The 24,714-nt window shown below is 66.6% G+C and carries 29 protein-coding genes; 14 read left to right on the plus strand and 15 right to left on the minus strand.

Translation table 11 applies throughout. The features are described from left to right. Positions 1-3 precede the first annotated feature (3 nt). A complete protein-coding gene (locus H0523_RS09200) occupies positions 4-870 on the minus strand; it encodes a metal ABC transporter permease (RefSeq protein ID WP_054430775.1) in 867 nt (288 codons plus the stop codon). Continuing rightward, the gene (locus H0523_RS09205) at positions 867-1,598 is read right to left on the minus strand and encodes a metal ABC transporter ATP-binding protein (protein ID WP_369817058.1); all 732 of its coding nucleotides are present in this window, start codon (positions 1,596-1,598) and stop codon (positions 867-869) included. The genes H0523_RS09200 and H0523_RS09205 overlap by 4 nt, the downstream gene beginning before the upstream one ends. Positions 1,599-1,904: 306 nt before the next feature. Between H0523_RS09205 and H0523_RS09210 the strand changes: the two genes are divergently transcribed. The 6 genes from H0523_RS09210 (at position 1,905) to H0523_RS09235 (ending at position 7,447) form a co-directional block, all read left to right on the plus strand. Continuing rightward, positions 1,905-2,408, plus strand: coding sequence for a Fur family transcriptional regulator (locus tag H0523_RS09210; RefSeq protein WP_054431098.1), 504 nt, complete (start codon positions 1,905-1,907; stop codon positions 2,406-2,408). 352 nt (positions 2,409-2,760) lie between these two features. Then, a complete protein-coding gene (locus H0523_RS09215) occupies positions 2,761-3,891 on the plus strand; it encodes a CobW family GTP-binding protein (protein ID WP_054430776.1) in 1,131 nt (376 codons plus the stop codon). A gap of 127 nt (positions 3,892-4,018) precedes the next feature. Continuing rightward, entirely contained in the window at positions 4,019-4,483 is a 465-nt protein-coding gene (dksA, locus tag H0523_RS09220) for an RNA polymerase-binding protein DksA (protein ID WP_006389752.1), read from the plus strand. Between the two features lie 189 nt (positions 4,484-4,672). Continuing rightward, a complete protein-coding gene (gene hslV, locus H0523_RS09225; RefSeq protein ID WP_054430777.1) occupies positions 4,673-5,212 on the plus strand; it encodes an ATP-dependent protease subunit HslV in 540 nt (179 codons plus the stop codon). Between the two features lie 73 nt (positions 5,213-5,285). Beyond that, positions 5,286-6,620, plus strand: coding sequence for an ATP-dependent protease ATPase subunit HslU (hslU, locus tag H0523_RS09230; RefSeq protein ID WP_054430778.1), 1,335 nt, complete (start codon positions 5,286-5,288; stop codon positions 6,618-6,620). Between the two features lie 158 nt (positions 6,621-6,778). Further along, positions 6,779-7,447, plus strand: coding sequence for a class I SAM-dependent methyltransferase (locus H0523_RS09235; RefSeq protein ID WP_156333391.1), 669 nt, complete (start codon positions 6,779-6,781; stop codon positions 7,445-7,447). Positions 7,448-7,497: 50 nt separating this feature from the next. Here the strand turns inward: H0523_RS09235 and H0523_RS09240 are convergent, their stop codons facing one another. Continuing rightward, entirely contained in the window at positions 7,498-7,797 is a 300-nt protein-coding gene (locus H0523_RS09240) for a copper-binding protein (protein WP_054430780.1), read from the minus strand. Between the two features lie 98 nt (positions 7,798-7,895). On the opposite strand from H0523_RS09240, the gene H0523_RS09245 reads away from it, so the two are divergent. The 3 genes from H0523_RS09245 to rfbC all read left to right on the plus strand — a co-directional run bounded on the left by H0523_RS09245 (position 7,896) and on the right by rfbC (position 10,148). Beyond that, complete coding sequence (locus H0523_RS09245; RefSeq protein WP_054430781.1) at positions 7,896-8,453, plus strand: cob(I)yrinic acid a,c-diamide adenosyltransferase; 558 nt, start codon at positions 7,896-7,898, stop codon at positions 8,451-8,453. Positions 8,454-8,517: 64 nt separating this feature from the next. Next, positions 8,518-9,597 carry a dTDP-glucose 4,6-dehydratase gene (gene rfbB, locus H0523_RS09250; RefSeq protein ID WP_082404480.1) on the plus strand — a complete coding sequence of 360 codons (1,080 nt, stop codon included), beginning with the start codon at positions 8,518-8,520 and terminating at the stop codon, positions 9,595-9,597. Positions 9,598-9,602: 5 nt separating this feature from the next. Beyond that, positions 9,603-10,148 (plus strand): dTDP-4-dehydrorhamnose 3,5-epimerase, encoded by a 546-nt coding sequence (rfbC, locus tag H0523_RS09255; RefSeq protein WP_054430782.1) that lies wholly within the window; start codon positions 9,603-9,605, stop codon positions 10,146-10,148. A 15-nt stretch (positions 10,149-10,163) separates the two neighbouring features. Here rfbC and lipA read toward each other — a convergent pair whose 3' ends face one another. After that, positions 10,164-11,168: a lipoyl synthase gene (gene lipA / locus H0523_RS09260; protein WP_054430783.1), complete on the minus strand. Its 1,005-nt coding sequence runs from the start codon at positions 11,166-11,168 to the stop codon at positions 10,164-10,166. A gap of 124 nt (positions 11,169-11,292) precedes the next feature. On the opposite strand from lipA, the gene H0523_RS09265 reads away from it, so the two are divergent. Both H0523_RS09265 and rfbA read left to right on the plus strand, forming a co-directional pair. Then, a complete protein-coding gene (locus tag H0523_RS09265; RefSeq protein ID WP_082404482.1) occupies positions 11,293-12,144 on the plus strand; it encodes a substrate-binding domain-containing protein in 852 nt (283 codons plus the stop codon). Between the two features lie 16 nt (positions 12,145-12,160). Next, positions 12,161-13,042 carry a glucose-1-phosphate thymidylyltransferase RfbA gene (gene rfbA, locus H0523_RS09270; protein WP_054430785.1) on the plus strand — a complete coding sequence of 294 codons (882 nt, stop codon included), beginning with the start codon at positions 12,161-12,163 and terminating at the stop codon, positions 13,040-13,042. Positions 13,043-13,065: 23 nt separating this feature from the next. Here rfbA and H0523_RS09275 read toward each other — a convergent pair whose 3' ends face one another. The 10 genes from H0523_RS09275 to H0523_RS09320 all read right to left on the minus strand — a co-directional run bounded on the left by H0523_RS09275 (position 13,066) and on the right by H0523_RS09320 (position 21,434). Continuing rightward, positions 13,066-13,824 carry a tetratricopeptide repeat protein gene (locus H0523_RS09275; RefSeq protein ID WP_054430786.1) on the minus strand — a complete coding sequence of 253 codons (759 nt, stop codon included), beginning with the start codon at positions 13,822-13,824 and terminating at the stop codon, positions 13,066-13,068. Next, a complete protein-coding gene (gene lipB / locus H0523_RS09280) occupies positions 13,821-14,459 on the minus strand; it encodes a lipoyl(octanoyl) transferase LipB (RefSeq protein WP_054430787.1) in 639 nt (212 codons plus the stop codon). The genes H0523_RS09275 and lipB overlap by 4 nt, the downstream gene beginning before the upstream one ends. Positions 14,460-14,471: 12 nt before the next feature. After that, on the minus strand, positions 14,472-14,744 hold the full coding sequence (locus H0523_RS09285) for a YbeD family protein (protein WP_054430788.1): 273 nt from the start codon (positions 14,742-14,744) through the stop codon (positions 14,472-14,474). Positions 14,745-14,849: 105 nt separating this feature from the next. Next, the gene (locus tag H0523_RS09290) at positions 14,850-15,716 is read right to left on the minus strand and encodes a D-amino acid aminotransferase (RefSeq protein ID WP_054430789.1); all 867 of its coding nucleotides are present in this window, start codon (positions 15,714-15,716) and stop codon (positions 14,850-14,852) included. Between the two features lie 97 nt (positions 15,717-15,813). Next, positions 15,814-17,076, minus strand: coding sequence for a D-alanyl-D-alanine carboxypeptidase family protein (locus H0523_RS09295; protein WP_156333390.1), 1,263 nt, complete (start codon positions 17,074-17,076; stop codon positions 15,814-15,816). A gap of 153 nt (positions 17,077-17,229) precedes the next feature. Beyond that, positions 17,230-17,883, minus strand: coding sequence for an alpha/beta hydrolase (locus tag H0523_RS09300; protein WP_054430790.1), 654 nt, complete (start codon positions 17,881-17,883; stop codon positions 17,230-17,232). 33 nt (positions 17,884-17,916) lie between these two features. After that, positions 17,917-18,522, minus strand: a complete 606-nt coding sequence (locus H0523_RS09305; protein ID WP_054430791.1) for an ABC-type transport auxiliary lipoprotein family protein — start codon at positions 18,520-18,522, stop codon at positions 17,917-17,919. Continuing rightward, on the minus strand, positions 18,519-19,475 hold the full coding sequence (locus H0523_RS09310) for an MlaD family protein (protein WP_054430792.1): 957 nt from the start codon (positions 19,473-19,475) through the stop codon (positions 18,519-18,521). The genes H0523_RS09305 and H0523_RS09310 overlap by 4 nt, the downstream gene beginning before the upstream one ends. Then, positions 19,462-20,301: an ABC transporter ATP-binding protein gene (locus tag H0523_RS09315; RefSeq protein ID WP_054430793.1), complete on the minus strand. Its 840-nt coding sequence runs from the start codon at positions 20,299-20,301 to the stop codon at positions 19,462-19,464. Before H0523_RS09315 ends, H0523_RS09310 begins: the two co-directional genes overlap by 14 nt. Next, entirely contained in the window at positions 20,301-21,434 is a 1,134-nt protein-coding gene (locus H0523_RS09320) for an MlaE family ABC transporter permease (protein ID WP_054430794.1), read from the minus strand. Before H0523_RS09320 ends, H0523_RS09315 begins: the two co-directional genes overlap by 1 nt. Positions 21,435-21,529: 95 nt before the next feature. Here H0523_RS09320 and H0523_RS09325 point away from each other — a divergent pair, with 95 nt between their 5' ends. From H0523_RS09325 to H0523_RS09335, 3 genes are read left to right on the plus strand one after another with little or no spacing between them, the layout of a single operon-like run. Next, positions 21,530-22,384: a biotin--[acetyl-CoA-carboxylase] ligase gene (locus tag H0523_RS09325; protein WP_054430795.1), complete on the plus strand. Its 855-nt coding sequence runs from the start codon at positions 21,530-21,532 to the stop codon at positions 22,382-22,384. Beyond that, positions 22,381-23,187 (plus strand): type III pantothenate kinase, encoded by an 807-nt coding sequence (locus H0523_RS09330; protein ID WP_054430796.1) that lies wholly within the window; start codon positions 22,381-22,383, stop codon positions 23,185-23,187. Before H0523_RS09325 ends, H0523_RS09330 begins: the two co-directional genes overlap by 4 nt. 12 nt (positions 23,188-23,199) lie before the next feature. Beyond that, a complete protein-coding gene (locus H0523_RS09335) occupies positions 23,200-23,364 on the plus strand; it encodes a hypothetical protein (RefSeq protein WP_006391936.1) in 165 nt (54 codons plus the stop codon). A 21-nt stretch (positions 23,365-23,385) separates the two neighbouring features. Here H0523_RS09335 and H0523_RS09340 read toward each other — a convergent pair whose 3' ends face one another. Continuing rightward, positions 23,386-24,714 (minus strand): 3-deoxy-D-manno-octulosonic acid transferase, encoded by a 1,329-nt coding sequence (locus H0523_RS09340; RefSeq protein WP_054430797.1) that lies wholly within the window; start codon positions 24,712-24,714, stop codon positions 23,386-23,388.

Consider the following 24,714-nt stretch of genomic DNA (forward strand, 5'->3'; position numbering starts at 1 on the left):
AGTTCAGGCCCGGCGCGAGACGCGCGGCGCCCGCAGCAACCCGCCATGCGGGCCGCAGACGATGGAAAACAGGTAACAGACGCCGGCGGCCAGGATGATGGCGGGCGAGGCCGGCACGTTGAAGTGGTACGACACCAGCAGGCCGGCGACCGACGCCGCCACGCCGACGCCCGCGGCCAGCGGCAGCTGGCCGGCGGCGGAACGCAACCAGAATCGGGCGGCGGCCGCCGGCAGCATCATGATGCCGACCACCATCAAGGTGCCCAGCACCTGGAAGCCCGCCACCAGGTTCACCACCACCAGCACCAGGAAGATCATGTGGACCCAGCCGCCACGCCCGCCACTGGCGCGCAGGAAGGCCGGATCCAGGCACTCCGCCACCAGCAGCCGATAGAGCGCGGCCAGCGCCAGCAGCGTGACGCTGGCCGTGATCGTGACCAGCAGCAGCGACGCGTCATCCAGCCCCAGCACCGTGCCGAACAGCACGTGCAGCAGATCCATGTTGGAGCCGCGCAGCGACACCAGCAGCACCCCCAGGCCCAGCGAGATCAGGTAGAACGCGGCGAAGCTGGCGTCCTCGCGCAGCGGCGTCAGGCGCGCCACCAGACCGGCCAGCAGGGCCACCACCAGGCCGGTGATGATGCCGCCCAGCATCATGGCCCACAGCGACAGGCCCGATAGCAGGAAGCCGGCCGCCACGCCTGGCAGGATGGCGTGCGACATGGCGTCGCCCATCAGGCTCATGCGCCGCAGCACCAGGAACACGCCCAGCGGCGCCGCGCCCAGCGACAGCGAGCAGGCGCCGGCCAGCGCGCGCCGCATGAAGCCGTAATCGATGAAGGGCGCCACGACCCATTGCAGCACGCTCATGCGTAGGCCCTCGCGTGCCATTGGCGCGCCGTCTTCAGGTGCGCATCGGTCAGGACCGACCCCGTGTCGCCCCAGGCCACCACCGACCCCGACAGCAGCAGGCACTGCGGAAAGTGCTCGCGCACCAGGTCCATGTCGTGCAGCACCGCGATCACCGAACGGCCCTGGCCGTGCAAGCCGCACAGCAGCGCCATCAGGTCATCGGCGGTATGGCTGTCGACCGCCGCGAACGGTTCGTCCAGCAGCAGCACCGGCGCGTCCTGCACCAGCATGCGGGCAAACAGGGTGCGCTGCATCTGGCCGCCGGACAACGTATCCACGCCGCGGCCGGCCATGTCCGCCAGGCCCACGGTCTCCAGCGCCTGCATGCAGCGGTCGATCTCGTCGCCGCCGTAGCGCCGCCATCCGCCGACCCGGCGCCAGGCGCCCAGGGCCACCAGATCGAACACCGTCACGGGAAAGGCGCGGTCCAGCTCGGCGGCCTGCGGCAGCCAGGCCAGCTCGGCGCGGCCGGCGCCGCCGATGCCGACGCTGCCCGACATCGGCCGCAGCACGCCCATGATGCCCTTGAGCAGGGTCGACTTGCCGGCGCCGTTGGGCCCGACCACGGCGGTCATGGCGCCCGGCTCGAAGCGGCCCGAGATGCCGCGCAGCACCGCATGGCCGTGCCACCCGAAGGAGGCATCGCGCAGTTCGATGGGGATCTGGGCGGGATTCACCGCGGCCACCAATCCAGCGCCCAGCCGGTCAACGCCCACAGCGCGGCGACCGCCACCAGGGCGAAGGCCATGCGGCGCCAGGCGGATACGAGGAAGGCGGAACGGGACAGCACGCCGGACCCCGGCGCGGCGCCGGGCCGCGGGGGCAGGAGCGAGAAATGGGACATGACGACAGCAAGCGCTAAAACATTATTATGTTATATCATAACCAAACCGGCTTGAATCAACGGCTTTCGCCCGCACCTGGGTGTTTTCTGCTACCTTCCAGGCATCTCGCGCGCGTCGCGCGCGTTCCTTATTCAGATGAAGCCCTCCATGCCCGCTCCGCCCCGTTCCCCCCGCAGTGACACCGTAGGCGCCCAACTCAGCGTCGCCGAGGCGCTGTGCGAACAACGCGGCCGCCGCCTGACCCCCATCCGCCGCAAGGTGCTGGAGCTGCTGCTGCGTCATGGCCGCAGCCTGAAGGCTTACGAACTGCTCGAAGCGATGCGCGAGGTGCACCCGGGCGCCGCGCCCCCCACCGTGTACCGTGCGCTGGACTTCCTGATGGACGAAGGCCTGATCCACCGGCTGGACGCGGTCAACGCCTGGAGCGCCTGCCACGATGTCGGCGGCGCGCCCCACGACCTGCTGGTGGTCTGTACCGGCTGCGGCGCGGTGGCCGAAGTGTCCGACCCCGCCATGAGCCGCCAGCTGGCCGAGCGCGTCGCCCAGACGGGCTACGTCCTGGCCACCCATGAGACCGAGATCCGGGCCCTGTGCCCGCAGTGCCAGAAGCAGCAGCCGGCCGACGCCGGGCACCACCACCATCATCACTGAGACGCGCGGCGCGGCCTGTCGCATGACGGGCCCCTGCCCCCGCCGTCCACCCGCGCTCATCCGGACCCTTGAAATCCGGAAAATCGCCCCAAAATAGTGATATCGCCCGATACTTGACGGCGTACAGCCGCGATCTGGGCGGCTACGGCCCCCGGGTTGGCCCGGGGTTTGCCCCCTGCCCCCGACTGTGCTGTAATCCTGCGTCCGGCCGCGATCGGCGGCCCTCGCAGCCTGTGGCAGTAACATCGGCCGAGCGATGTCTGGCAGGCCATCGGCACCCGCCGCCGCCCGCCAGAACCCAGCGCTTGACCGCCGTGTCTAACCGCCTTTACTTCACGCAAGCAGCTTCGCCATGAACACCCCGCGCAGTTTGGACAAAATGGTTCCCGTCACCATCCTCACCGGCTTTCTCGGTGCGGGCAAGACCACCCTGCTCAAGCGTATCCTGACCGAATTCCACGGCCGCCGCGTCGCGGTCATCGAAAACGAATTCGGACCGGAAAGCATCGACAACGACCTGCTGGTGCAGGACAGCGACGAAGAAATCATCGAGCTGTCCAACGGCTGCGTCTGCTGCACGGTGCGCGGCGACCTGATGCGCACCCTGTCCGACCTGCGCGCCAAGCGCGAGGCTGGCGCCCTGAATTTCGAACGCGTCATCCTGGAAACCACCGGCATGGCCAACCCCGGCCCGGTGTGCCAGACGTTCTTCATGGACGACGACATCGCCGAGTACTACCGCCTGGACGCGGTGGTCACGGTGGTCGACGCCAAGCACGGCATGGCGACGCTGGATGAACAGCCCGAAGCCCAGAAGCAGGTCGGCTTCGCGGACCGCATCCTGATCTCCAAGAAAGACCTGGTCAACGACGTCGACTACGAAGCGCTGCGCGCCCGCCTGCTGCGGATGAACCCGCGCGCGCCCATCACCGCGGTCAACTTCGGCGACGCCGACCTGAAGTCGATCATCGACATCAGCGGCTTCAACCTGAATTCCATTCTCGACATCGACCCGGACTTCCTGGCCGATGAGCACCCCGATGCCGCCCACAGCCATGCCCACGGGCACGGCCACGATCATGACCACGGCCATGACCATCACGGTCACGACCATGACCACGATCACGACGGCGACTGCGGGGCGCACTGCAATCACGCGCATCATCACCACCCCAAGCACGACGACGAAATCGGCGCGTTCGTGTTCCGCTCCAACAAGCCGTTCGATCCCGCGCGCCTTGAGGAATTCCTGGGCGGCGTGGTGCAGGTCTATGGTCCCGACCTGCTGCGCTACAAAGGCATCCTGTACATGAAGGGCATCAACCGCCGCATGTTGTTCCAGGGTGTGCACATGATGATGGGCGCCGAACCCGGCAAACCGTGGACCGCGGCCGAAAAACCGTCCACCAAGATGGTCTTCATCGGACGCAAGCTGCCCCAGGAGATTTTCACCCGGGGCTTGGAGCAGTGCCTGGCGGGGTAATCCCCTTTCCGGATAACGTGACGCGGTGCGACGAAGGCAGTACTGTGAGGGTACGAACAGCGTAGGCAGCAAACACGGACCGGGAAGACAAGCCCGCGCCAGGATCGATTCATAGTGGAGTGTTTTCATGGCTACCAAGGCAGCAACCAAAAAATCAAGCAAGTCGACGAGCGATACGGCGATTGATCTGCCCAGCGAGAAGGAATTGCTGGCCATGCCCGAGTCCGACTACATGAACGAACGCCAGCTGGCGTTCTTCAAGGAACGGCTCAAACAACTCGAACAGGACATCCTGGCCAACGCCGGCGAAACCACCGAGCACCTGCGCGAAACGCAGTTCGTGCCCGATCCCGCCGACCGCGCCACCATCGAGGAAGAACACGCCCTCGAGCTGCGCACCCGCGACCGCGAGCGCAAGCTGCTCAAGAAGGTGCAACAGTCCATCGCCCGCATCGACAGCGGCGAATACGGCTGGTGTGAGGAAACCGGTGAACCCATCGGCATCCCGCGCCTGCTGGCCCGTCCCACCGCCACCCTGTCGCTGGAAGCGCAGGAACGGCGCGAAATGCGGCAGAAGCTGTACGGCGACTGATCCGTCCCGTTATTCAAACGCCACATCGAAAGGCTATGCTGGTTTCCAGCATGGCCTTTTTTTCGTCTCGGCGCCGCCGCGAGATGAAGCCGCCTCCCCCGGCGACAGCAAGGGGCCATCACGGATTGGCCCGCAAGCCTTGATTTCGCTCGCATCGCCCCCAGCTAGTCCTTTCAAAGGAAGGAACGCATGGAACAATTTCACGCCACCACCATCGTGTGTGTGCGCCGCGGCAACCGCGTCGCACTGGGCGGCGATGGCCAGGTCACCCTGGGCAACATCGTCATCAAGGGCACGGCGCGCAAGATCCGCCGCCTGTACCACGACAAGATCCTGGCCGGCTTCGCCGGCGCCACCGCCGACGCGTTCACGCTGCAGGAACGCTTCGAAGCCAAGCTCGAAAAACACCAGGGCAACCTGATGCGCGCGGCGGTCGAACTCACCCGCGACTGGCGCACCGACCGCGTCCTGCGCCGGCTCGAAGCCATGCTGATCGTGGCCGACGCCGAGCACACGCTGGTGCTGACCGGCAACGGCGACGTGCTCGAGCCCGAGCACGGCCTGGCCGCCATCGGCTCGGGCGGGGCCTATGCCCAGTCCGCCGCGCTGGCGCTGCTGCGCAACACCGACCTGCCGCCCGAGACCATCGTCAAGCAATCGCTCGAGATCGCCGGCGATCTCTGCATCTACACCAACCAGAACCACGTCATCGAGACGCTGGGAGACTGACGCCCGCGACGCGGCGCCCGCGCGGCGCCGCGCCCCGTTCTCCCGCCCAGCCCCGCTTCAAGGATCCGCCCTCATGTCCGCCTCCAACATGACGCCCGGAGAGATCGTCTCCGAACTCGACAAGTACATCGTCGGCCAGAACCGCGCCAAGCGCGCGGTGGCGGTGGCCCTGCGCAACCGCTGGCGCCGCCAGCAGGTGGCCGAGCCGCTGCGCCACGAAATCCACCCCAAGAACATCCTCATGATCGGCCCCACCGGCGTGGGCAAGACCGAGATCGCGCGCCGCCTGGCCAAGCTGGCCAACGCGCCGTTCATCAAGATCGAGGCCACCAAGTTCACCGAGGTGGGCTACGTCGGCCGCGACGTCGACACCATCATCCGCGACCTGACCGAATACTCGATCAAGCAGACCCGCGAACTGGAAATGCGCCGCGTGCGCACCCAGGCCGAGGACGCCGCCGAGGACCGCATCCTCGACGCGCTGGTGCCGCCGCCCCGCGGCGCCTCGGGCGAGCCCGAGCGCGGCGAGGACAACAGCGCCCGCCAGACTTTCCGCAAGCGCCTGCGCGAGGGCAAGATCGACGATCTCGAGATCGAGATCGAAGTGGCCCAGGCCGCGCCGCAGATGGACGTCATGACGCCCCCCGGCATGGAAGAAATGGCCGAGCAGCTGCGCGGCATGTTCGCCGGCATGGCTCGCGACAAGAAGAAGTCCAAGAAGATGAAGGTGCGCGAAGCCTTCAAGCTGATCGTCGACGAGGAAGCCGCCAAGCGCGTCAACGAGGAAGACCTGCGCACCACCGCCATCAACAACGTCGAACAGAACGGCATCGTGTTCCTGGACGAGATCGACAAGATCGCGGCGCGCCAGGAAAGCGGCGGCGCCGACGTCTCGCGCCAGGGCGTGCAGCGCGACCTGCTGCCGCTGGTCGAGGGCACCACCGTCAACACGCGCTACGGCATGGTCCGCACCGACCACATCCTGTTCATCGCCTCGGGCGCCTTCCACCTGGCGCGTCCGTCCGACCTGATCCCCGAGCTGCAAGGCCGCTTCCCGATCCGCGTCGAGCTGGAATCGCTGACCGCCGAGGACTTCGTTCGCATCCTGAGCGATACCGACGCCTCGCTGACCAAGCAATACACGGCGCTGCTGGCCACGGAAGACGTGCAGCTGGAATTCACCGACGAAGGCGTGCGCCGCCTGGCCGAACTGGCCTACGACGTCAACGAGACCACCGAAAACATCGGCGCCCGCCGCCTCTACACCGTGATGGAAAAGCTGCTGGACGAACTGTCGTTCGACGCCACCGCCTCCGGCAACAAGACGGTGAAGATCGACGCCGCCTACGTCAACGCGCAACTGGCCGAAGCCGCCAGCAGCCAGGACCTGGCCCGCTACGTGCTGTAACGGAGTAGGTGCGAAATTGTACTTTCGCACCTACTACCTTGAAATTTCCGCATGGTAAAAACCTCAATTGTGCTGCTGCGGCACAACGGGCATCCTGTCTAACGCAGTCCAATGCGACATAGTCAAAGCAACGCTACGGCATCCAATTGAGGAATAAATTGACAGATAATCAAAAGAGCGCTTTCACTAGCGGTGGAGAAGGCGACAGATTCTTCGAACGAAATCGAAGCGAGTTTCAGAAAATGGTCCTCTCGTCCGAACTCGGGCCTGCCAATCGTCTGTATTTTCCGTATCTGAAAGCGGGCAACCGAATTCTTGAAATTGGCAGTTCTTCAGGCACCAACCTGTCGCTTCTAACCCGCGATATCGATGTGGAAGCCTATGGCATCGATCCCTCCGAAGCAGCGGTAGCCAAGGGGCGTAGCGAGTTTCCTCAGCTACATTTGAGCGTGGGAACCGCTGATGAACTTGCATTTCCCGACGGCCATTTTGATTTCATCGTTTTCGGCTTCTGCCTCTACCTGGTAGACAGGGCGCTCCTGACGAAGACCATAGCGGAAGCGGATCGCTGCCTCAAGGATGGCGGCCATATCGCAATTACCGATTTTCGCCCCGATGTGCCGACCGCACGCCCCTATAAGCATCTTGACGGCCTGATATCGTACAAATTCCCATACGAAAAGCTGTTCACGGCTTTCCCCCAATTCCAACTGATCGAGTGCCGCACGTTCAGTCATGGCACGGAGGCTTATCACGCCGACCCCCAGGAACGCGTGTCCGCCAGCATCATCCGCAAGAGCCTCAAAGAAGGCTATCAAAAACTCTGAGGAATGCGTTGGCGCCAGCCGTTCGCGGCTTGGCGCCACATTCCCGAGCCCTAGTTGGAAATAGCCGTCACGACATACTTGCCGTCTTTGCGTTCGGCTGTGAAACGCACTTTGTCACCAGCCTTGATCTTCGCCAATAGCGAGGGATCCGCCTGATACACCAAAGTCATCGCGGGCAAGTCCAACGCGGCGATCGCCTCGTGCTTGATCGTGACTTTCCCAGCGGCGGGATCTACCCGCCGCACTTCTCCGCTGGCTTCAGCCTGCTGGGCGAACGCGAACGGTCCCGCCAGCACCGCCGTCGCGGCAGTAATAGCCACGGGAAACACCAATCTGCGGTTAAATGACATTGCGCTATTCTCCATACACCGCACCGACCTGCCCACGGGACGGCCGACGCTCACAGTGCTAGGATACCGCCCTTTCGTGCAACCCTTCGGAGCCATGCATGGCCAATCGTTTATCCGTAATTGCAACTCGCACGGGCGATGACGGCACCACTGGGCTGGGAGACGGTTCACGCGCACGCAAGAACGCCCCGCGCGTCGCTGCGCTCGGGGATGTCGATGAACTGAACAGCATGATCGGCCTGCTGTTGACAGAGGCCTTACCCCCTGATGTCGCGACGGATCTGGTTACGATCCAGAACGATCTGTTCGATATGGGAGCTGAACTGTGCATCCCCGGCCACGTCGCCATCACTGAGACCCAAGTGGCGCACCTGGATACGTGCCTGCAACGCTATAACGGTGCCTTGCCCGCGCTGCGCGAATTTATCCTGCCAGGAGGCAGCCGTTCCGCGGCCTGCGCCCATGTGGCGCGCACCCTGTGTCGCCGTGCCGAGCGTACCGTCATCACCCTCAGCGACACGGAATCTGTTGGCGCACCGGTCCGCCAGTATTTGAACCGCCTTTCCGATCTGCTGTTCGTGCTGGCACGCTACATCAATCAATCTCAGAATGTCCCGGATGTATTCTGGAGTAGTAGGCACGCTCGCCCCGAATGATGAACGACTATGCGACACCATCGGTCGCGGCATTGCATTCGCCCGAAAGGGGGCTTGACCTATCATGACCATCATCGTCACTGGAGGCGCCGGATTCATCGGCTCCAATTTCGTCATTGACTGGCTGGATGGGCAAGACGAGCATGTGGTCACGCTCGACAAGCTGACCTATGCCGGAAACCCAGAGAATCTTGATGCGTTGGCGGGCGACCCTCGCCATAGTTTCGTGCAGGGAGACATCGCAGATGCCGCGCTGATGCGCCAGCTACTCCTGCAACATCAGCCCCGCGCTCTCCTGAATTTCGCTGCAGAATCACACGTCGACAGGTCGATCGATAGTCCCGAGGATTTCATCCAGACCAATGTGGTCGGCACCTTTCGCCTGCTCGAAGCTGCGCATCAATACTGGAAGACCTTGGCAGGCGAAGCACGAGACACGTTTCGCTTTCTCCATGTATCGACAGATGAGGTCTACGGCACACTGCTGCCCGACGAAGCACCATTTAGCGAAAATACCCGCTACGCGCCCAACGGCCTATACGCTGCGAGCAAAGCTGCCAGCGATCACTTTGTGCGCGGCTATCATCAGACCCACGGCCTCCCCGTACTGACGACGAACTGCTCGAACAATTATGGGCCCCGTCAGTTTCCGGAAAAATTGATCCCGCTGACGATACGCAACGCGCTCGCGGGCAAGACCATCCCCATCTATGGCGATGGTCGCCAGATCAGGGACTGGCTGTATGTGAGCGACCATTGTCGGGCACTGCAACGCGTGCTGGAACACGGGCAACCCGGGCGGACCTACGCCATCGGCAGCCGGACAGAGAAAAGCAATCTCGACGTCGTGCTATCCGTTTGCGCACTCCTGGACCGCTTGCGACCACTGACGGGCGGTGCCACCTACCAACACCAGATCCGATTTGTGGACGACCGTCCCGGACATGACCGCAGGTACGCGATCAATCCCTCGAAGACCGAGCGAGAATTTCACTGGCATGCTCGAGAAACCTTCGAAACAGGCCTGCTCAAGACGGTGCAGTGGTATCTCGACCATCCGGCTTGGGGCACCCATGCCGATCTGGCTACGCCGCCCCGCTGGCTGAGCGGCGAGCCAACGGACCCCACCCCTTCCCTCGAATAGCCTAAATGAAAGCCACGCCACTCTCGATCCCCGACGTCATCCTGCTCGAACCTGTGGTCCATGCGGATGACCGCGGGTATTTCTTCGAGAGCTTCAACAGCGTGACTTTTTCCGCAGCAACCGGCGTGCACGCTGATTTCGTACAAGACAACGAATCACTGTCGATCCGTGAGACGCTGCGAGGCCTACACTATCAAATCCAGCAACCGCAGGGAAAATTGGTCCGTGTCATGCAAGGCCGGATCTATGACGTTGCAGTCGATCTGCGCAGGTCTTCTCCTCATTTCGGCCAATGGGTGGCCGTGGAGCTTTCAAGCCGGGATCGGCGCCAACTCTGGGTTCCTCCGGGCTTTGCCCACGGTTTCTTGACCCTGAGCACCCAGGCAACCGTGCTATACAAAGCCACGTCGCATTATGCGCCTGAACATGAGCGGTGCATCATCTGGGACGACCCATCCTTGGACATCAGGTGGCCGCTGACGCGCACACCACTGCTGTCGGAAAAGGACAAGAGGGGCAAACACCTGCACTTGGCAAGCGTCTACCCCTGAAAGACAAAGCGTGGATCAGTTCACGCCAGCAGCGTGAGCCTGCTCATCCGCATGATACGAAGAGCGTACCATTGCGCCGACCGCCGCATGCGAGAAACCCATGGCATAGGCTTCGTGCTCGAACATCGCGAACGTATCGGGATGCACATACCGCAACACCGGCAGGTGATGCTCGGAGGGCTGCAGGTATTGACCGATCGTGATCATGTCCACGTTGTGCGCACGCATGTCGCGCATGACCTGTAGGATTTCTTCATCAGTCTCTCCCAGGCCCAGCATCAGGCCGGACTTGGTGGGGACTTCCGGGTGCAGCGTCTTGAACTCGGCCAGCAGCTTGAGCGAGTGCGCATAGTCGGAGCCAGGGCGTGCTTGCTTGTACAGGCGCGGCACGGTCTCCAGGTTATGGTTCATTACGTCGGGCGGGCCCGCATTCAGGATGGTCAGAGCGCGATCCAGGCGTCCACGGAAATCTGGCACCAGAACTTCGATACGCGTGGAGGGAGACAATTCGCGAATCTTGGTGATGCATTCGACGAAATGGCCCGCACCACCATCGCGCAGGTCATCGCGATCAACCGACGTGATCACTACATACGACAGCTTCAACGCCGCGATCGTGCGCGCCAGGTTGACAGGCTCTTCGGTATCGAGTGGATCCGGACGACCATGCCCGACATCACAGAAGGGGCAGCGGCGTGTGCACTTGTCGCCCATGATCATGAACGTGGCAGTGCCCTTGCCGAAGCACTCGCCGATGTTCGGACACGAGGCTTCTTCACAAACGGTATGCAGATTGTGTTCCCGCAGGATGCGCTTGATGTCATAGAAGCGCGACCCCGGAGCGGCGGCCTTCACGCGGATCCACTCGGGCTTCTTGAGGCGTTCGGCCGGGATGATCTTGATTGGAATGCGGGCCGTCTTGGCCTGAGACTTCTGCTTTTGCGTCGCGTCATAGCTAGCCGCCGCGGGCGCGGGCGCCGGCTCGCCGGGAGAGACCTGAGAATCGACCTGTGTAGACATAAGACACCTTCTGGGCCGGCGCTCAGGGCGTCCGACCAGGGGAAAAACCAGTATTTTACTCCCCACAAGTGGATCCCTCCTCCGTCCGAAGGGAAAGGGTGCGTTTGAGGTATCGTTCGATCGTATGAATACCCATGCGCGCGCCCCTGCTGCCTTACTCGCTGGAACGCCCGACCGGCGGCCAGTTCTCATACTCATCGCGGACGATGCTCCAGCCCATTTCGTCTTCGACGCATTGCTAGGAGCATCCCGCGAACTCGGGTTCGCCGGCCTATTTTCAACCCTGATCCCGGTATCGGCGTCCCGGCCGTTGGATGGCCCCGCGTTGGCCAGCATGGATCCTGCCGGCATCCTCCTGCTGGCGCTCCCAGGCCTGCCGGACCAACAAACGACATTGCGTGGCCTGCAGATCCCATGCGTGCAGACCTGGTCGGCGGTGGATGTTGCCGATAGCGCCATAACTCCGGACAATGTTCTCGGCGGACGCATGGCGGCCAGGCATCTGGCCGCCCGGAAGTACTCGAAAGTCGCTTGCATCAGCGGCGATAGCGTCTGGGAAGCCGAACGCCGGACCGGCTTCCTCGCCGAAGCCAGCACACTCGGCATGGAAGTGGCGGCCGACGTCGTCCAGAGCGGGTTGAACACGCTGCAGGATGGGCGCCAGGCCTTCCTGCGGCTGCTCACGACTTACACATTGTTTGACGCGGTATTCTGCTGCGGAGACCACAGCACAGCCGCCACCGTTTCAGAAGCCCACAACCGTGAACTTGTTGTCCCACAAGATCTCGCTATCCTGGGTTTCTCCGACAATGGTGACGCAGCCCAGTGGGTTCCCGGCCTGTCTACGGTCGGCGTCGATGCGGAACGTCTCGGCGGGCTGGCTGGCCGGTTGCTGCTGGACCGCATGGCGGGCAGGCGTGAGGCAGGGCAACGAGATCTGGTCCCCCCCGAGCTGACCGCAGGCATCAGCAGCTAAGCAGCGGAGGCAGCATATGAAAGCCATCATCCTGGCGGGCGGCAAAGGCACGCGGCTCTATCCGTTGAATCTGGTGGCCAGCAAGCAGTTGCAGGCGGTCTATGACAAGCCGATGATCTACTATTCCCTCACCGTCCTGGTGGCGAGCGGGATCCGCGAGTTCTGCCTCATCACTACCCCATATGACCTGCCACGCTTCGAGGCGCTGCTTGGCGACGGTTCCCAGTGGGGCATTTCCATCGAATATCGCGAGCAGCCCCGGCCCGAAGGCATCGCGCAGGCATTCCTGATCGCGGAATCATTCATCGGCGACGACAAGGTCGTGTTGATGCTGGGAGACAACATCTTCTCGGGTGGAGATGCCTTTCCCCGCGCCCTGGCAGACTTCGAATCAGGCGCCAGTATCTTCGCCTACCGCGTCAAAGATCCCCAGCGCTACGGTGTCATAGAGTTCGATGTGCAGGGAAAAGCACTGTCAATCGAGGAGAAGCCGGCCAAACCTCGCAGCAATTATGCGGTACCAGGCGTCTACATCTACGACAATCAGGTCGTCGGCATTGCGCGCGCCTTGCGGCCTTCCGCGAGGCACGAGCTTGAGATCACCGATGTGAACCGCGCCTATCTCGAGCTCGACCAGCTACGAGTCCATCGGCTGAGCCGCGGATTCGCATGGCTCGACGCGGGTACCAGTACCGCCTTGCAAGAAGCGTCATCCTACATCCAGACCATCGAAAAACGGCAGGATGTCAAAATAGGCTGCCCAGAAGAAGCCGCGCTCATGCGCGGATTCTTGTCGATCTCGCAATTCGAGGCCCTGCTGCAAACCATGCCGGAATGCGAATACCGGGCATATCTACAGCGCGTAGCTGAAGACGTGCGCCGACAGCAGTCACCCTGACGCGGGGCTTTCGGCCGCGGCCATCAAGGCCGAGCGCCCCCGGCGCTCAGATAAGGCTCGAAAAAGGCCGCCGCGGAGTCCTGCCCCGCATCCAGCAACATCGCGTGCGCCTCAACCAGAAAAGCACTCGTGGCCGTCTCTGGAACACGCGCCAGCCATTGAGCCGCCTCCCGCTTATCGCCGCGCAGCAGCAGCATGCGGCCCAGGTGAAACATGCCGCGGAAGTCGCCGCCCTCGGCGCAGCGCTGGTAGCAGTCGAACGCGCGCTCCAGGTCCTGCTCGACCACGTCGCCCGTTTCGTAGAAGCGGCCGACCACGCCGATGGATTTGACGTGTCCGGCCTGCGCGGCCTGCTGGTACAGCGCCAGCGCCGCCGCGCGGTTCTGCACCACGCCGCCGCGGCCGCTCTTGAGCATGTGGGCGTAGTTGTACATGCCCCAGTCCAGCCCGCGATCCGCGGCCAGCCGGAACCAGTAGGCCGCCACGGTATCGTCCGGCGCGATGCCCCAGCCGTTTTCGTAGCAGCGGCCGATCATGTTGATGGCCATGAGATGGTCGGCATTGGCGGCGCGCTTGAACCAGGCCAGCCCTTCGGCCTGATCCTGAGGCACGCCGACGCCGTCGAGCAGCATCTGGCCGAAGATGGTCTGCGCCTCGACCAGGCCCATTTCGGCCGCCGTGCGGATCCAGGCGGCATATTGCGGCGCCGGCCCGGCGCGCAGGCTGGCCAATTGCTCGGGGGTGGTCGCGGCCACGTCGGCCGGGGTATAGCTTGTCTTCATGCGGGTGTCCTTGCCTGGCGCCACAAGCGGGTCAGGTTGCGAGCCAGCGCGTCGCCCACCTCGGTGGGCTCGCGCCGCACGCTACAGGACGCCATGTCGACCGTGCGCAGGCCGGCGTACCCGCAGGGATTGATGCCCAGGAACGGCGCCAGGTCCATCGCCACGTTCAGCGACACGCCGTGATAGGCGCGGCCGTTGCGGATCTTGATGCCCAGCGCGGCGATCTTGGCCAGGTCGCCGCCCTCGGGATGCGCCACGTACACACCTGGCGCGCCCGGCTTGCGGCAGGCGCCGGGCAGGCCCATCTCGTCCAGCGTGTCGATCACCGCCGATTCCAGCAGGGCCACGTACTCCTTCACGTACATGTCGACCCGGCGCAGGTCGAACAGCGCGTAGGCCATCACCTGGCCGGGGCCGTGGTACGTGACCTGGCCGCCGCGGTCGCAATGGACGATGGGGATGGCGCCCGGATTGAGCACGTGCTCGGGCAGGCCCGCCTGGCCCAGCGTGTAGACCGGGGCATGCTCGCACAGCCAGATTTCATCGGGCGTCTCGGCCGACCGCTGGTCGGTGTACGCCTGCATGTCCCGCCACACGGACAGGTAGTCCGCGGGCCGCGCCAGCCACTTGATCACAGCCACTTGCCTTTACAGGACGATCGACACCATCGGGTGGCCGTGCAAGGCCTGGTACAGGCTGTCGAGCTGCTCGCGCGAGGTGGCGCGCACCGTGAAGGTCAGGCCCATGTAGTTGCCGCCCTTGCTGGGCCGCATCTCGACCGTGGCGGCATCGAAGCCCGGGTCGAAGCGCAGCACGACCTCGGTCAGCGTCTGCGCGAACTCCGGATGATGCTTGCCCATGACCTTGATGGGAAAGTCACTGGGGTACTCGATGAGGGATTCTTCGGGCGGAATATGCATGATGGATGGCCTGGAACGTCAAACTATCTATATGGGGGCAGGCATCGTGCAGGCAAGGCCCGCCGCCGGCGCGGGGGGCCGCCAGGGCCGCCCCGCGTGGCCGTTCTAGAGTGCGGCGATGCGGGCATCATAACCCGCGCGCAATTGCTCAAAAACGGGGCCAGGCTTACCCGAACCCACCGGCCGGCCGTCCAGCGACACGATCGCCAGCACTTCCTTGGTGGCCGAGGACAGCATCAGTTCGTCGGCCCGCGCGACCTCGTCCTGGGTGATGCGGCGCGCCTCGAACGGGATGCCGGCTTCGGCCGCCAGCTCGCCCATCAGGCCATAGCGGATGCCTTCCAGGATCAGGTTGTTCTTGGGCGGGGCCAGCAGCTTGCCGCCGGAGACCACCCAGATGTTGGTGGACGAGCCCTCGGTGAGGAAGCCATCGCGGAACTGCAGCACTTCGTCGACGTGGGCGTCGACCGCCTGCTGCTTGGCCAGCACGTTGCCCAGCAGCGACACCGACTTGATCTCGCAATGCAGCCAGCGCTCATCGGGAATGGTGATGGCCGACAGCCCCCGCGCGCGGGACGCGGCCGACGGCGGCGCCCAGGCCGAGATCATGCCGAACACCGTCGGCTTGACCGGCTCGGCCGGGAACTGGTGGTCACGCTTGGCCACGCCGCGCGTGACCTGCAGGTAGACGATGCAGGTGTCCAGGTTCGAGCGCGCCAGCAGCTGCTCGATCAGGTCGATCCAGCCGGCGCGGTCGAACGGCTGGGCGATGCGCAGGGCCGCGAGGCTGCGGTCCAGGCGGTCCAGGTGTTCGGCCATGCGGAAGGCATTGCCGCGGTAGACGGGCACCACTTCGTAGATGCCGTCGCCGAAAATGAAGCCGCGATCGAGCACCGAGATCTTGGCCTCGTCGATACGCAAAAACTCGCCATTGAGAAACACCTGGCTTTCGCCCGGCACGCCCGGAATCATGAGCCGCTCCTGAGAATCAAATGGATAGGGACGGGCCACCCGGCCCGCCCCTTCTTGGTAAAGCTTACACCCGCGACCGCGCCCGTGGCGCGTCCGCTTACTGGAACCAGCGCTTGACGGTGTCGACCATGCGGCCGAAGAAGCCCGCGCGTTCGACGGCGTCCTGCACCACCAGCGGCTCGGTGCGCAGCACCTTGCCGTCCAGCGTGAACTGCAGCGTGCCGACCTGCTGGCCCTTGGTCAGCGGCGCGATCAGGGGATCGGTGCGCTGCGCCACGGGCTTGAGGTCGCCGGCCTTGCCGCGCGGCACCGCGATCGAGACCGGGTTGGGCGGGCCGAGCTTGACGTTCTCGGCGGTGCCTTCCCAGACGCGGGCGTCGATGCCGGGCTGGCTCTTGTCGAACAGCTTGACCGTGTCGAAGTTCTGGAAGCTCCAGTTCAGCAGCTTCAGGCTTTCCTCGGCGCGCGTGGCTTCGCTGTCGGTGCCCACCACCACCACCAGGATGCGGCGGTCGCCGCGCACCGCGGTCGACACCAGGCAGTAGCCGGCCGAATCGGTGTGGCCGGTCTTCATGCCGTCGACCGACGGATCGGCCCACAGCAGGCGGTTGCGGTTGGGCTGGGTGATCTTGTTGTAGGTGTAGCTCTTCTGCTTGTAGTAGTGGAAGAACTGCGGGTGATCGGTGATCAGGTGAGCCGACAGCGTGGCCAGGTCGCGCGTGGACGTCATGTGCTGCGGATCGGGCAGCCCGGTGGCGTTCATGAAATGGGTGTTGCGCATGCCCAGGCGCTCGGCTTCCTGGTTCATGAGCGAGGCGAATGCGGTTTCGCTGCCGCCGACCGCTTCGGCCAGCGCGACCGAGGCGTCGTTGCCCGACTGCACGATCATGCCCTGGTTCAGCTCATCGACAGTGACCGGCTTGCGCGGTTCGATGAACATGCGCGAACCGCCAGTGCGCCAGGCGTGCTCGGACACCGGCACGGTCTGCTCCAGCGTCAGGCGCTTCTCTTCGAGCGCGTTGAACACGACGTAGGCCGTCATGATCTTGGTGAGCGAGGCCGGCTCGACCTTCATGTCGGGATTCGACGCCGCCAGGGTCTGGCCGCTGTTCACGTCGATCACGATCCAGGCCTTGGCCGCGATGGTGGGCGCCGGCACCGCCGACACATCGCCCACCGGCACCACGCCCGTTGCCGTCGGCGCGGGGGCCGTGGCGCCCGCGGCCGCCGGCGTCGCGGCGGGCGCCTGCTGGGACCAGGCCGGCAGCGACGTCGCGAGCATCGCCGACAACACCGCGCCAGCCAAGGCGCGACGGGCAAAAACAACGGGGAAGTGAGCGGAGTGAGGCAAATTCTTCATCGGCAACGTGGGTCCAGGAAAGACGCCCGCTGGCGCGGGGCAAGTGGCTGACAATTATAGGCAGTCGATGAGACCCGTCCGGCCCGGGATGGGTTCCTTGGGCATTTAAAACATGCAACTTGATGCAACGCGCCGCATTGCGCGGCGCGCCGCTCAATCAAGCTTGACCTTCAGGTGCGCCTGCACCAGCTGGCGCAACACCAACAGCTTGCCGTGGAAAAAGTGCGACGCGCCGGGGATCACCACCACCGGGATCGAACGCGGGCGAGCCCAGTCCATGGCTTCCGACAAGGGCACGACCTCGTCTTCCTCGCCATGCACCATCAGCGTGTCGCCGGGCACCTGGACCTCGTGCGACTGGAAACGGTTGACGGCGGGGCCCATCAGCATCAGCGCGCTCGGCAGCACCGCATCGCCCTGGTCGGCCAGTGCGGCATAGGTTTGCGCGGCCACGGCCGTGCCGAACGAAAAACCGGCCAGCACCCAGGGCGCCTGCGCCAGTTCCGGGTGCAGCTCGCGCATCTGCGCCACCACGGCCAGCATGTCCTGGGTTTCGCCGACCGACTTGTCGAACGCGCCTTCCGACAGGCCGACGCCGCGGAAATTGGGCCGCACCGCCACCAGGCCGTGCTGGACACAGGCGCGCGACAGCGTGGTCACCACCTTGTTCTCGCGCGCGCCGCCCTGCAGCGGATGCGGATGCAGCACCAGGGCCCAGCCCCGCGGCGTGCCGTCAGGCCAGTCCAGCGCGCAGTCGATGCGGCCGGCGGCGCCGGTAAAGGCGTGGGTTTGGGTGCTTGCGGGCATAGGAAAACTCGTGCTGCGTGGAAAAGGAAGATGTTAACCGGCGGGTCGGGCCGCGGCCTTCGGTTGCGTGGCCAGCCATTGCGCCAGCTGGTCGGCGGCGTCGTCGGTGGCTTGGCGCAGGGCGGCCACGCCGCCCGCGGCGTCCTGCGTGGGCGCGGGCGCCCGCGTCGCGATGCGCAGCTGGCCGACCACGGCACGGCCGTTCAGCAGCACCGCCTGCAGCAGCACACGGCCCTCGCTGGCCGACCCGTCGGGCGTGAACACCTGCTCGAACTGCGACAGGTAGACCTGCACCTGCGGCGTCTGGCCGTTGGCGCGGTCGGCCAGCACCGGCCCCTGGCGCGACAGACGCTCGAGCAGGCGCTGGCGCACCAGGTCGGACGGCGACGAGGCCCAGCGGTAGGTGGCATAGGATTGTGGCGCGGCGCTGTCGCCGACGCGCCAGATCACGCCGGTGCCGGACAGCGCCGGCACCGCCGAGAACGTCAGCGCGATGGGCTCGCGCGCCGGCAGCTGCGGCGCCGGCCGGGCGTCCAGGCCCAGATCGAATACGGCCGGCGGCGCGCCGACGCGGCCCACGCCGCAACCGGCCAGCGCCAGGGTCAGGATCAGGATCAGGATCGCGCTACGCATCTTCATTTCGGCTGTCTCCCAAAACCGGCGAAGCCGGCCTCGCCCGGCCCGGGCGCCGCCGGCGCCGGCCCGAACAATAACGATTGCGGCGTGTTGTCCACGCGGCGCAGGGTGTAGGTGGCGCCGCGCGCGGCCTCGGTGACGCTGGCCGCCATGCCGGTGATGGCCGGCAGCGTCTCGTTGTCCAGGCGCGAGGCGGCATAGGCGATGTCGCTGAGGCTGCGCGTGGCCATGGCCAGCGCGCCGTCGGGCGCGTTCAGGCGCGCCAGCGACTGCCGCGCCTGTTGCGCCAGATCCGCCACTTCGCGCGCGGCGCGGTCCGCCTGGCGCGAGGTGCTGCCCAGCGACTCGACCAGCGGCCCCAGCTTGGCCAGGGTCGGCGCCAGGTCGCGGCTGGCCTCTTTCAACGACTGGGTGATGTCAGTGGCGTTCTGCAGGCTGGCGGTCAGCGCCTGCACGTTCTGTTCGCTCAGCAGGCGGCGCAGCTGCTCGGTGGCGTCTTCGACGTTGGAAATCAGCCGTCCGCCGCGCTGCTCGATGCGGTCCAGGAAGCCCGGACGCAGCGGAATCGCCGCGGGATTGGCCTCGGTCGACGCCAGCCGCTTGAACGAACTGCCGTCGTCGCGCAGTTCGACGTTGGCCATGCCGGTCACGCCCTGCACGCCCAGTTCGGCCCAGGTCGACTCGGTGATCGGCGTGTTCGGCGCCACGCCGATGCGGATGCGCACCTGGCCCGGCTTGTCGGGGTTGAGCGCCAGCGACTGCACCTTGCCCACCGGCACCCCCTGGTAGCGCACGGTCGACTGCGGATTGAGCCCGCTGACGGCGGTCGCCGAGATGATTTCATAGGTTTGCAGTTTGGTCCGGTCGCGGCCGATCCAGACGGCCACCAGCGCAGCGGCGGCCAGCAGGACCAGCGTGAAGATGCCGGCCATGAGCGCGTGACTACGGTTTTCCATGATGCGTTCCCTTCGGCGCCATGTCCCCGAGCGCGCGCAAGCCGCGCTCGCCCAGGAAGAATGTATGTATGAACGGGTGGTCGACCTTCAGCACTTCCGGCACCGTGTCGCAAACGATCACCCGCTTGTCCGCCAGCACGGCGACACGAGTGGCCAGCGCGAGCAGCGTGTCCAGATCGTGCGTCACCATGACGACGGTAAAGCCCAACTGCCGGTGCAGGCTGCGCACCAGGTCCACGAATTCGTCCGAACGCAGCGGATCCAGGCCCGCCGTGGGTTCGTCCAGGAACACCAGTTCCGGGTCCAGCGACAGCGCGCGCGCCAGCGCCACGCGCTTGATCATGCCGCCGGACAGGTCGGACGGCCGCTTGTCGGCATCCTGCGCCGACAGGCCGACCATCGCCAGGCGGCACATCACCACATCGTGCACCAGGTCCTCCGGCACCGTGCGCAGCTCGCGCAGCGGCAGCGCGACGTTGTCGTACACCGACAGCGCCGAAAACAGCGCGCCCGCCTGGAACAGCATGCCCCAGCGGTACGACAGGCGCCGGCGTTCGCTCGGCGTCAGTTCCGACAACGTGCTGCCCAGCACCCGGATGGTGCCGGCCGCCGGCCGGTCCAGCCCGATGATCTGCCGCAGCAGCACCGTCTTGCCCGTGCCCGACCCTCCCACCAGCACCAGGATCTCGCCCGGAAAGACGGTCAAGTCCAGATTGTCGTGCACCACGTGGTCGCCGAAGGCGGTCCGCAGGCCGCGCACGGTGATGACCGGGGCGACCGTGACGTGCTCTTCGGTGAACAGGCGTTGTTGCTCGGCGCCGGCCATCAGATGCCCACCGAACTGAAAATGACCGCGTACAGCGCGTCCAGCAGGATCACCCCGGTGATCGAGGTGACCACGGAGGTGGTGGTGCCGCGCCCCAGGCTTTCCGTATTGGGCTGGATGCGCAGGCCGAAATGGCAGGCGATCAGCGCGATCAGGATGCCGAAGGTCACGCCCTTCAGGATGCCGATCCAGTAATTGGTCAGGGAAATGGCGTCGGGCAGCGACTGCAGGAACCATTGCGCCGACACCCCCAACTGCACCTGCGCGGCCAGCATCCCGCCCAGGATCGCCATGGCGTCGGTCCACAGCACCAGCAGCGGCATGGTCACGGCCAGCGCCACCACCCGCGGCAGGATCAGCCGCTGGCCATGCGAAATGCCCATCACCAGCATCGCGTCCAGTTCCTGCGTGACCCGCATGACGCCGATCTGCGCGGTGATGGCCGACCCCGAGCGGCCCGCCACCAGGATGGCCGCCAGCACCGGTCCCAGCTCGCGCACGATCGACACGCCGAGCAGCCGCACGATGAAGCGGTCGGCGCCGATCATCTGCAACTGCTGGGCGGACAGGTACGACAGCACCACGCCGATCAGGAAGCCCACCAGCGCGGTGATGCCCAGCGCCTGCGCCCCCGTGCGGTAGACCTGGGCCGAGATCTCGCGCCACGGGCCGCGCGACGGGCGCCGCAGCATGCCGAACAGGTCCAGGATCAGTTGCCCCAGCATGATCAGCAGCGCGCGGCCGTTCTCGGCCGCCTGCAGCACGGCATCGCCCACGGCGCGCAGCCAGCCCCACGAGGGCTCGGGACGCGGCGGCGCCTGCTTGCCGCCCTTGTTCGTCGCCAGGGCGGTGAACACATCCTGCTGGCCGGCCGACCAGCGCACGCGCTCGGGCAGCTTTTCATCCCAGGCCTGCCAGATCAGCAGTGCGCCGATGGTGTCGAGGCGGCTGATGCCCTGCAGGTCCCAGCGCACGCCGGCGGCGGCGGCCTTGGCCATGGCCGCGCGGCGACGCTCGACCTCGCCCGGCTCGGCCAGCGCCAGCACGCTCCAGTCGCCCCCGACGTGACACACGCCCGCTTCCTGGCGGAAGGGCGCGGCGGCGGTGGACGCGGACGGGGCGGAATGCGGCATGAATGCAGGGTCGCAATGCAAAATGTATCGCCCATCATATACGCTGCGCACGACGCGGCGCGAACGCGGCCCGCGCGTGCCCTACAATCGGCGCCATGTCCGCTCAAGTCCGCCCCACCGACCTGCCCGCGCCCGACGATCTCGCGCGGATGCTGGGTTCACGCCTGCCCGCTTTCCAAGATGTCGCCTGGACGTCCAGCACCGGCTCCACCAACGCCGACCTGCTGGCCCGCGCCCGCGCCGGCGCCGGCGCCGGCAAGCCCTGGCTGCTGGGCACCCATCTGCAGGAAACGGGCCGCGGCCGCGCCGGCCGCCCCTGGCAGAACCGGGTGGGCGCGGCGCTGATGTTCTCGTGCGCCTTCGACGTGCACCTGCCGGCCGCCCAGTTGCCGGCGCTGTCGCCGCTGGCCGGCCTGGCCGCCTGCGAGGCGCTGCGCGCCGTGGCCGGCCCGGGCGCCGAGGGCCTCTGCATGAAATGGCCCAACGACGTGCAATGGCACGACGCCAAGCTGGCCGGCGTGCTGGTCGAAACCACCCGCAACCCGGGCGGCCGCGAGACCGGCTACACCGTCGTCATCGGCATGGGCGTCAATCTGGTCGATGCCGGCGCGCTGTCGCAGGCGCTGGGCCGCCAGGTCGCCGACTGGGCCTGTGTCACCGAACACGCGCCGGGCCATGCCGCCACCGCCGCGGACCTGGTCTGCGCCGCGGCGACCGCCTGGCACGAGGCCGTGCGGACGCTGGAGCGCGAAGGTTTCGCCGCCTTTTCCAGGCGCTTCGACCAGGTCGACGCGCTGGCCGGCCGCCCGGTCAACGTGCTGGACAAGGGCGACGTGGTCCTCAGCGGCACCGCCTGCGGCGTCGACGGCCAGGGCCGCCTGCTGGTGCAAACGCCCCAGGGCGCCATGCCGATCTCGGTCGGTGAAATCTCGATTCGACGCCAAGCATGATCATCCTCATCGATTCCGGCAACAGCCGCCTCAAAGTGGGCTGGCTGGACCCCAGCAGCCCGGACATGCCGCGCGAGCCGGCCGCCGTCGCCTTCGACGGCCTGGACCTGGACGCCCTGGACCGCTGGCTCGCCGCCCTGCCGCAACGGCCATCGCGCGCGCTGGGCGTGAACGTGGCCGGCGCCGAGCGCGGCGCCGCGATCTCGGCCATCCTGCAGCGTCATGGCTGCGCGGTGACCTGGGCCACCTCGCAGGCCACCTCCCTGGGGCTGGTCAACCACTACAAGACGCCGTCGCAGCTGGGCGCGGACCGCTGGGCCTCGCTGCTGGGCGTGCTGTCGCGCCTGCCCGGCGCCCATCCGCCCTTCCTGCTGGCCAGCTTCGGCACCGCCACCACCATCGACACCGTGGGACCGGACAACGTCTTCGCCGGCGGCCTGATCCTGCCGGGCCCGGCGATGATGCGCAACGCGCTGGCCCACGGCACGGCCAACCTGCCGATCGCGGACGGCCAGGTGGTGCCCTACCCCACCGACACGCACGAGGCCATCGCCTCCGGCATCGCCGCCGCGCAGGCCGGCGCGGTGGTGCGCCAGTGGCTCGCCGGCCGCCAGCGCTACGGGCAGACGCCGCAGATCTTCGCCGCCGGCGGCGGCTGGCCCGAGGTGCACTCGGAAATCGAACGCCTGCTGGCCGATGCCGGCGGCGCATTCGGCGCCGCGCCGGTGCCGATCTACCTGAACCACCCGGTTCTGGACGGGCTGGCCGCCGTTGCGCGCGCCAACCTGGCAGCGAACGCCTGACGGGGCCGCGGCATGCGAGTGCTCTTCATCCTGATCCTGCTGGCCAACCTGGGCGTCTACGCGCTCGGCCAGGGCTGGCTGGGCGTGCGCCCGGAAGACGAGGGGCGCGATCCGCGCCGTTTCAGCCAGGAACTGAACCCCGGCGCGGTCACGCTGGTGCCGCGCAAGCCTGCCTGACGGCCTGACAGGCCGCCAGCCTCAGCGCAGCCAGGGCGCCAGCGCTTCCATCGTCCGCGCCGTGGCGCCGGCATGGCTGGCGAACCAGGCGCGCGCCGCGTCGCCGGCCGCCTGCCTGGCGGCGGGATCCGCCACCAGCGCCAGCGCGGCCGTCACGGCCTGCTCCGGATCCGGCTGGCGCTGCGCCGCGCCGGCCTCGATGGCATCGCTGGCGGCCTGCTGGAAGTTGAACGTGTGCGGCCCGACGATGACCGGCACCCCGGCGGCGCAGGCCTCGATCAGGTTCTGGCCGCCCAGCGGCGCGAAACTCCCCGCCACCACCGCCACGTCCGCGGCGGCGTAATAGAACGCCATTTCACCCAGGGTATCGCCCAGCAGCACCACCGTCTCCGGGCCGGGTTCCTGTCCCGATGACCGTCGCACGTGGGCCAGGCCGGCCTGCGCCAGCAGCGCGGCGGCCTCGTCGAAACGCTGTGGATGGCGCGGAATCAGCAGGAACAGCGGCCCGCCGGGCGTGGCGTGGCGCTTGAGGGCGTCGATGAACGGCGCATCCTCGCCCTCGCGCGTGCTCGCCACGGCGATCACCGGACGACCCAGTCGGGCGCGCCAGGCCTGTCCCGCCTCGACCTGGGCCGCGGGCAGTGACAGATCGAACTTCAGATTGCCGGACACGGAGGGACGCGGCGCACCGGCCCGGGCCAGCCGGCCGGCATCCGGCGCCGTCTGCGCCAGCACCAGGTCCAGCCCCGCCAGCGCCTCGCGCATCACCCCGCCCATGCGGCCAGCCTGCCGCAGCGACGATTCCGAGAACCGCGCGCTCACCAGCGCCATCGGCAGCTTCGCGCGCCGCGCCGCGGCCAGCAGGTTGGGCCAGATCTCACGCTCGATCAGGATGCCGCAACGGGGCGCGGCGGCGGCCAGGAAACGCCGCGTGGCGCCGGGAAAATCGTAGGGCAGCCAGGCCTGGCGCAATTGGCCGCGGGCGATGGCGTCCGCGAACAGGCGCGCGCCCTCGGCCCGGCCGGTGGCGGTGATGTGAGTCAGCAGCACCGGCAGGCCGCGATCCAGCAGGGCCTGCAGCAGTGGCTGCGCGGCGCGGGTCTCGCCCAGGCTGACGGCGTGGACCCAGACCGGGGCTTGCGCGGTTTCGGCGGCCGCTGTCGCGCCACCGGCCTCGGCCCGACCTGACGCGGCCCGGCCTAGCGCGGCCCGGCCTGACGCGGCCCGACCAAACCGCTCCGGCGAGAAGATCTGCCATTCGCCGCCGGCGCGCTTGGCGCGGCGGGCCATCCACAGCCAGATCAGGGGGGCCAGCGCCCGCAACCCCAGGGTGTAGACGGCGCGATTCAT

Origin of the sequence: Achromobacter insuavis, from assembly GCF_902859645.1 — a bacterium.
GTDB lineage: Bacteria > Pseudomonadota > Gammaproteobacteria > Burkholderiales > Burkholderiaceae_B > Achromobacter > Achromobacter insuavis.